The following is a 5,574-nucleotide window of genomic DNA, read 5'->3' on the forward strand; positions in this document are numbered from 1 at the left end:
CGCTGTTGCAGACCGCGGCCCGCGAGATCGAGGCGGCCCTGCAGAAGTGGCCATTCCTGGTCCACTCGCTCAGCCCCACCTAGACGCTCCCCGGGGCGCGAGCCGCCTCCAGGGCCCTTCAATATTCCGTCCGCCAAACACCCGGATCCCCTTCGGGCCCGCCTCGCCGCGTCCGTGCCTTGTCGCGTCAATTTTCGGAATGCGAACTTGACTTCGATATACGAACTAAATAGCGTCCTCATCAGGTAAGCGGCCTTCCACGACGAAGGGCGACCAAGGAGGGGACGAACGTCGCCGTCGCGACATCGCGGCGACGACGACAGGGGGCGTTGGTTGGCGTTGGCCTAGGCTCGCCGACGCCCGAACTGGGCGCTCGCCCAGGGCTTTTGGCTGGCCGCGAGGCACGCCTCTCCAGAACTCGTTGTCCGCGACCCGCGACAAACGTCGGAAAGACGAAACATCGGGAGGATAACCATGCTCAGCGCCTCGACGCGCGGCTTGCTCGCCAATGGCGTGTCAGCCCTTGCCCTGTTGACGCTCGCCGTCGCGACGGAGGCGCGAGCGTCCGGTCAGACCGCGCAGTCCGACACCACGGTCCAGGAAGTCACCGTCACCGCCCGTCGTCGCGACGAAGCGCTGCAGGATGTTCCGGCCTCGATGACGGTGCTCTCGGCCCAGACCCTGGAGCGGGCCGGCGTCGAGAAGGCCGCCGACTTCGTGGGCATGACCTCCAACGTCACGCTGGTCGAGACGCAGAACGCCGGCAACGCCTTCATCGTCATCCGGGGCATCAGCCAGGCGCGAAACAGCGAGCCGTCCGTGGCGGTGATCGTTGACGGGGTTCAGCAGGTGAACCCCGCCCAGTTCAATCAGGAACTGTTCGACATCGAGCAGATCGAGGTGCTGAAGGGCCCGCAGGGCGCGCTCTATGGCCGTAACGCCATCGGCGGGGCGATCGTGATCCGCACCAAGCAGCCGACCAACGAATTCCAGGGCAACCTGAAGGCCGGGATCGAGTCCGGGCCGGGCTACAAGGTCCAGGGCTCGCTGAGCGGTCCGGTCGGCAAGTCCGAGACCCTGAAGTTCCGTCTGGCCGGCTCGTATGTCGACAACGACGGCTATATCCGCAACACCTACCTCGACCAGAAGGCCGATCCCTACAAGGACGTGTCGTTGCGCGGCGTGCTGCTGTGGCAGCCGACGGACAAGTTCTCGGCGGACCTGCGGCTCTCGGGCGCCAAGCTGAAGACGCGCGGCTTCTACTTCAACATCGTCAATGACGTGAACGACACCAGCCTGCCGGTGCGGGTGAACAATCCCGGCATCGACAACCGCGACATGTACAGCGCCTCGCTGAAGCTGAACTACGACACCGACGCCGGGACCCTGACCTCGGTCAGCTCGTACGACACGCTCAAGGAGATCGTCACCGGCGACGCCTTCGACTTCCTGCCGATCCAGCAGTCGCTGTTCTTCAAACTGCTAGGCTTCGACCTGAACCAGAGCCAGTACGTGCATGTCGACGCCTACAGCCAGGAACTGCGGTTCGCCTCGCCGGTCGATCGCAAGGTCCGCTGGATCGCCGGCGCCTACGGCATCGCCACCAAGCGCTACATCTCGACCGGCAACATGGTCGACACCGGGGCCGGCGTGTTCCCGGTCTATCGGACGCCCAGCACCAACCCGCTGAATCCGCAGGCCACGTTCCTGGCCGACAATCAGAGCAACCTGGCCTGGGCGGTGTTCGGCGATGTGACCACCAACCTGACCTCGAAGGTCGAGCTGGACGTGTCCCTACGCTACGACAAGGATCGCCGCCGCCAGACCACCCTGACGCCGACCGCGTTCCTGCCAAATGTCCCGGGCTTCCCGCAGGGCGCCACCGGCGATGTCCGCCGCCACATCTGGGACGAGCTGCAGCCCAAGGTGACCCTGCGCTACGAGCCGACGGACGCAGTCAGCCTCTATACGGGCTACAGCAGGGGCTTCCGCAGCGGCGGCTTCAACCAGACGGGCGTCGGCGGCGTGGCCTTCTCCAACGGGATCGTGGGGGTCAGCGACCTGTTCGAGGCCGAGGTCGCCACCACCTACGAGGCGGGGATCAAGTCCACCCTGTTCGAAAAGCGGCTGACCCTCAACGCCAGCGCCTACACGACCAAGTCGAAGAACTCGTACTTCTTCGTCTTCCTGGCCGCCAACTCCACCCAGAACCTGGGCAACGTCCCCGAGGTGCGCCTGAACGGCTTCGAGCTCGACGCCACGGCCCGCCCGATCAGCGGCCTCGATATCAATCTGGGCCTTGGCTACACCGACAGCGACATCAAGGCCTTTCCCAACGCGGCCTATATCGGCAACCAGGCCCCGCTGGTCTCGCGCTACACGCTCAACCTCACCGGCCAGTACCGACATCCGCTGGGCGGGACGGGCCTGGATCTGCTGACCCGCGTCGAATACCGCCGGATCGGCAAGACCTGGTTCGACGTCGAGAACTCCACCGTGCGCAAGCCCATCGATCTGGTCGACGCGCGGCTGGGCGTGGAGGGCGAGAGCTGGTCCCTGACCGCCTGGTCCCAGAACCTGACCGACAAGCGCTACAACGCCGAGTTTTCTCCCGGCGGCTTCGTCTTCAAGGCCAAGCCCCGGCGCTATGGCGTCGAATTCACCAAACGTTTTTGAGGAAGCCGCCGATGACCAAGGTCCTGGTGCTCTACTATTCCAGCTATGGCCATGTGGAAATCATGGCCCGGGCCGTCGCCGAGGGCGCGCGGTCTGTCGCCGGGACCGAGGTCACGGTCAAGCGCGTGCCTGAACTGGTCCCCGCCGAGGTGGCGCGCGCCAGCGGCGTGAAGCTGGACCAGGACGCGCCGATCGCCTTGCCGGACGAGCTGGGCGACTACGACGCCATCATCTTCGGCACGCCGACGCGGTTCGGCAACATGGCCGCCCAGATGCGCAACTTCCTCGATCAGACGGGAGGGCTGTGGATGCGGGGCGCCCTGGTCGGCAAGATCGGCAGCGTCTTCACCGCCACCGCCAGTCAGCACGGGGGCCAGGAGACGACCATCACCTCGTTCCACACCACGCTGCTGCATCACGGCATGATCATCGTGGGCCTGCCCTACAGCTGGGCCGGCAACGCCCAGATGAAAGAGATCAGCGGCGGGACGCCCTATGGCGCCAGCACCCTGGCCGGAGCGGACGGCTCGCGCCTGCCCAGCGACAACGAGCTGGAGGGCGCGCGCTTCCAGGGGCGGCACGTGGCCGACATCGCCGCTCGCCTGAGACCCGCGTCATGATCCTGCAGATCGCTCAGATCAAGGTGCGGCCAGGTTCGGGCGAGGCTTTCCAGGCCGCCGTCGCGACGGCGGTGGGAACCATCTTCGCGCGCGCCAAGGGTTTTGTCGGTCTTCAGCTGAAGCCATCGTTGGAAACCGACGACAAGTTCTGGCTGCTCGCGCGCTGGAAGACGCTGGAGAACCACACCGTCGATTTCCGCGGGTCGGCGGACTTCGAGGCCTGGCGCGCCTTGGCGGGACCGTTCTTCGCCGAGCCGCCGCTGATCGACCACGTGCGGCTGGACGTCTAGGACGGCGGGCCGCATGCAGCCCTTCACCCGCGTCGCCGGCGTGGCCATTCCCTTCGGCCGCGCCGATGTCGACACCGATCTGATCATCCCGTCCCGGTTCATGAAGACGGTCGGCCGCGCGGGCCTGGGCGCTGGGGCCTTCGACGCCCTGCGTCAGGACGCGGACAACCTGTTCGACCAGCCGCGCCATCGCCACGCGCCGATCCTGATCGCCGGGGCCAATTTCGGCTGCGGCTCGTCGCGCGAACACGCGGTCTGGGCGCTGCTGGACCTTGGTGTTCGCGTGGTCGTGGCGCCCAGCTTCGCCGACATCTTCGCCGGCAACGCCGGCAAGAACGGCATGCTGACCATCGCGCTGTCGCAGGATCAGGTCGACGACCTCATGGGCCAGGCCAAGGAGCATCTGGTCAGCATCGACCTTCAGGCCCAGACCCTGTCCACGCCGATCACCGTCTGGTCGTTCGACATCGACCCGTTTCGCAAGCATTGCCTGCTCGGCGGCGTCGACGAGATCGCCCTCACCGAAGCGCGCGCCGCCGAGATCGAAGCTTATCGGCGGGCCATCCTGGCCAGCCATCCCTGGCGGCTCGCGACCGGGCCAGGAGCGCTCGCCGATGTCTAGGTCCCGGACCCTCTATGAGAAGCTGTGGGACAGCCACGTGGTCGCCAGGCAAGACGACGGCGCGTGCCTTATCTGGATCGATCGGCACCTCATCCACGAGGTCACCTCGCCCCAGGCGTTCGAGGGATTGCGCGCGGCGGGACGGACCGTACGTCATCCGGAGCTGGCCCTGGCCATGCCCGACCACAACGTGCCCACCACCGGCCCGAGGACCTGGATCGAGGATACTCAGTCGCGGGCCCAGGTGGATCTTCTAGCCAGCAATTGCGCGACCTTCGGGATCGAGCACATCGCCATGAGCGCCGCCCGGCAGGGCGTCGTCCACGTGGTCGGGGCGGAGCAGGGCTTCACCCTGCCAGGCCTGACCGTGGTCTGCGGCGACAGCCATACCTCCACCCACGGCGCCTTCGGCGCCTTGGCCTTCGGCATAGGCGCTTCCGAGGTCGAGCACGTCCTGGCCACCCAGACGCTGCTGATCCGTCCCTCCAGAACGCTCGAGGTTCGCATCGAGGGCCGGTTGGGGGAGGGGGTCTCGGCCAAGGATCTGGCCCTGGCGGTGGTCGGCCAGCTCGGCGCGGGCGGCGCGACCGGCCACGTCATCGAATTCACCGGCCAGACGGTGCGCGCCCTGTCGATGGAAGGCCGCATGACCCTTTGCAACATGGCCATCGAGGCCGGGGCGCGCTCGGGGCTGGTGGCGCCTGACGAGACGACCCTGGCCTATCTGCGAGGGCTGCCGCGCGCGCCCGTTGGAGCGCTATGGGAGCGCGCGGTCGCCGACTGGCGCGGGCTCGCCACGGATCCCGGCGCGCTCCACGATCGCACCATCGTGCTCGACGCGACGCGGGTCGCGCCCGTCGTCACCTGGGGCACCAGCCCCGCCGACATCGCGCCGATCACCGGCGCCGCACCCTTCCCGGACCGCATCGACGATCCAGCGCGCCGCGCGGCCACGATCGAGGCCTTGGCCTATATGGGCCTGGAGCCAGGCGCGCCGCTGCAGGGCTTGGCGATCCAGAACGTCTTCATCGGCAGTTGCACCAACGGGCGGATCGAGGACCTGCGGGCCGCCGCCCAGGTGCTGCGCGGCCGCAGGATCGCCACCGGCGTCCGCCAGGCCCTGGTCGTGCCCGGCTCTGGTCGCGTCAAGGCCCAGGCTGAGGCCGAGGGTCTCGACCGCATCTTCATCAAGGCTGGTTTCGAATGGCGCCAGCCCGGCTGCTCGATGTGCCTGGGCATGAACCCGGATCGTACGCCGGCTGGGGAGCGTTGCGCCTCGACTTCCAACCGCAACTTCGTTGGCCGACAAGGGCCGGGCGCGCGAACCCACCTGATGTCGCCGGCCATGGCCGCCGCTGCGTCGGTC

Annotated in this window: 5 protein-coding genes; all 5 read left to right on the plus strand. The window is 67.4% G+C overall.

Annotated features, from left to right (window positions below):
* The first annotated feature begins 474 nt into the window (after positions 1–474).
* On the plus strand, positions 475–2,676 hold the full coding sequence (locus tag VJ655_RS04630; RefSeq protein WP_324109895.1) for a TonB-dependent receptor: 2,202 nt from the start codon (positions 475–477) through the stop codon (positions 2,674–2,676).
* Positions 2,677–2,687: 11 nt separating this feature from the next.
* Positions 2,688–3,296 carry an NAD(P)H:quinone oxidoreductase gene (gene wrbA, locus VJ655_RS04635; protein WP_324109896.1) on the plus strand — a complete coding sequence of 203 codons (609 nt, stop codon included), beginning with the start codon at positions 2,688–2,690 and terminating at the stop codon, positions 3,294–3,296.
* Positions 3,293–3,586: an antibiotic biosynthesis monooxygenase gene (locus tag VJ655_RS04640; protein ID WP_324109897.1), complete on the plus strand. Its 294-nt coding sequence runs from the start codon at positions 3,293–3,295 to the stop codon at positions 3,584–3,586. The genes wrbA and VJ655_RS04640 overlap by 4 nt, the downstream gene beginning before the upstream one ends.
* A 13-nt stretch (positions 3,587–3,599) precedes the next feature.
* Complete coding sequence (leuD, locus tag VJ655_RS04645; protein WP_324109898.1) at positions 3,600–4,208, plus strand: 3-isopropylmalate dehydratase small subunit; 609 nt, start codon at positions 3,600–3,602, stop codon at positions 4,206–4,208.
* The coding region (gene leuC, locus VJ655_RS04650; RefSeq protein WP_324109899.1) for a 3-isopropylmalate dehydratase large subunit at positions 4,201–5,574 on the plus strand (1,374 nt) is incomplete at its 3' end. The genes leuD and leuC, both read left to right, overlap by 8 nt.

The sequence above is a fragment of the Caulobacter sp. genome, assembly GCF_035254145.1.
Lineage (GTDB): Bacteria > Pseudomonadota > Alphaproteobacteria > Caulobacterales > Caulobacteraceae > Caulobacter.